Annotated in this window: 1 rRNA gene and 1 other annotated feature (1 of these 2 only partly in view); the gene reads left to right on the top strand. The window is 52.6% G+C overall.

The features are described from left to right. The first annotated feature begins 223 nt into the window (after positions 1-223). A 23S ribosomal RNA gene (locus tag AXF19_RS01805) occupies positions 224-2,260 on the top strand. Between the two features lie 55 nt (positions 2,261-2,315). Beyond that, positions 2,316-2,626 (top strand) — a sequence feature (23S ribosomal RNA rRNA prediction is too short) (it continues 60 nt past the right edge of the window).

Here is a 2,626-nt window from a genome sequence, read left to right as displayed (position 1 = left end):
CCCCCCGTAAACGGGGGAAGCTAAGAGAGCGAGATTGGCGTCACCTTCAGCCTCCCCTGCTTGCGGGGGAGGGGGACCACGCAACGCGTGGTGGAAGGGGCGAAATCATGAGCGTAGGAAGCAGAACAGTCCTCACTAAAAGATTTTCCCAAGCAAATTAGGATAAAGCGAAAATACCTTTAAACTGATGACAAAAGTCGTAAGACGTAAGTCAAGTTTAGAAGGGCATACGGCGGATGCCTAGGCGTTTCGAAACGAAGAAGGACGCGATCAGCTGCGATAAGCCATGACGAGCTGCAAGTAAGCATAGACTCATGGATTTCCGAATGGGGCAACCCGGCAAGAGTAACGTCTTGTCACCTTATCTACGAGATAAGGAGAAAACACCCGATGAACTGAAACATCTAAGTAGTCGGAGGAAAAGAAATCAAAGAGATTCCCTGAGTAGCGGCGAGCGAAACGGGAAGAGCCCAAACCAAATGACTTCGGTTGTTTGGGGTTGCGGACCTGCAACAAACTGGACACTTTAGTGGAAGCATCTGGGAAGGTGCGGCAAAGAGAGTGAGACCCTCGTACACGAAAGAGTGAAAAGCGGGCAGGAATCCAGAGTACCACAGGGCACGAGGAACCCAGTGGGAAGCAGGGTGGACCACCATCCAAGGCTAAATACATCGAAACGACCGATAGCGATGAGTACCGTGAGGGAAAGGTGAAAAGAACCCCGGGAGGGGAGTGCAATAGAACCTGAAACCGTATGTCTACAAACAGTCGGAGCACTTTACATGTGCGACGGCGTGCCTATTGAAGAATGAACCGGCGAGTTAATTTATGCTGCGAGGTTAAGCGGGAGACGCGGAGCCGAAGCGAAAGCGAGTCTTAAGAGGGCGTCAAGTAGCATGGATTAGACCCGAAACCACAGTGATCTATACATGTCCAGGTTGAAGCTCAGGTAAAAATGAGTGGAGGACCGAACCCGTGCATGTTGAAAAATGTTGGGATGAGATGTGTATAGGGGTGAAATGCCAATCGAACGTGGAGATAGCTGGTTCTCCCCGAAATAGCTTTAGGGCTAGCCTCAGGCGAATAACCATAGAGACGGTAGAGCACTGATCGGGCAAGGGGGCGTAAAGCCTACCGACCCCAGTCAAACTACGAATGGCTCATATGGGCAGCCTGGGAGTCAGAATGCGAGTGATAAGACCCGTATTCAAGAGGGAAACAGCCCAGACCGCCGGCTAAGGTCCCAAATGCTGTGCTAAGTGGAGAAGGATGTAGGACTTCGAAAACAACCAGGATGTTGGCTCAGAAGCAGCCACCATTAAAAGAGTGCGTAATAGCTCACTGGTCGAGAGGCCCTGCGCCGAAAATATCCGGGGCTAAAGCACAGAACCGAAGCCGCGGCAAAGTTACTATGTAACTTTGGGTAGGGGAGCGTTCTTATCCGGACGAAGGTAGACCGGAAGGACTGCTGGACGGATAAGAAGTGAGAATGCCGGTATGAGTAGCGAAACGACAGGTGAGAATCCTGTCCACCGAAAGCCTAAGGTATCCCGGGCAACGCTCGTCGTCCCGGGGTTAGTCGGGACCTAAGCCGAGGCGAAAAGCATAGGCGATGGACAACTGGCGAAAATTCCAGTACCGGGCGTCTTCGTTTGAGGATGGAGTGACGCAGGAAGGAAGCTGAGCACGCGATTGGATGTGCGTGTCGAAGGCGGTAGGCTAGTATGGAGGCAAATCCCCATACTACAAGGCCGAGAACCGATCGATAGGAAAGACTACGGTCAATCTGAATTCAGCTGCACTACACTGCCAAGAAAAGCTTCTAACGAGAAGACGTCCGCCCGTACCAAAACCGACACAGGTAGGCGGGGAGAGAATCCTAAGGTGCGCGGGAAAACCCTCGTTAAGGAACTCGGCAAAATGCATCCGTAACTTCGGGAAAAGGATGGCCGCTGGTGGTGAAGACATTTACTGTTGGAGCTGTTGGCGGCGGCAGAAAAGAGGCCCAAGCGACTGTTTACCACAAACACAGGTGCCTGCGAAAGCGCAAGCTGAAGTATAGGTGCTGACGCCTGCCCGGTGCAGGAAGGTTAAGGAGAGTTGTTAGCCGTAAGGTGAAGCAGCGAACTGAAGCCCCTGTAAACGGCGGCCGTAACTATAACGGTCCTAAGGTAGCGAAATTCCTTGTCGGGTAAGTTCCGACCCGCACGAAAGGCGTAACGATTTGGGCACTGTCTCAACGAGGGACCCGGTGAAATTGAAATACCTGTGAAGATGCAGGTTACCCGCGACTGGACAGAAAGACCCCATGGAGCTTTACTGCAGCTTGGCATTGGTCTTTGGCATATAACGTACAGGATAGCCGGGAGACTGGGAGGATAGATCGCTAGAACTATCGGAGTCACCGTTGGGATACCGGCCTTTATATGCTAAGGATCTAACCGGAACATTAACAGTGTTCGGGACAGTACCAGGCGGGCAGTTTGACTGGGGCGGTCGCCTCCGAAAGAGCAACGGAGGCGTCCAAAGGTTCCCTCAGCGCGGACAGAAATCGCGCGAAGAGCATAAAGGCAGAAGGGAGCTTGACTGCGAGACTGACGGGTCGAGCAGGTACGAAAGTAGGGCT

This window comes from Selenomonas sp. oral taxon 126 (genome assembly GCF_001683335.1).
Taxonomy (GTDB): domain Bacteria; phylum Bacillota; class Negativicutes; order Selenomonadales; family Selenomonadaceae; genus Centipeda.
This window is presented reverse-complemented; position numbering and strand designations above follow the sequence as displayed.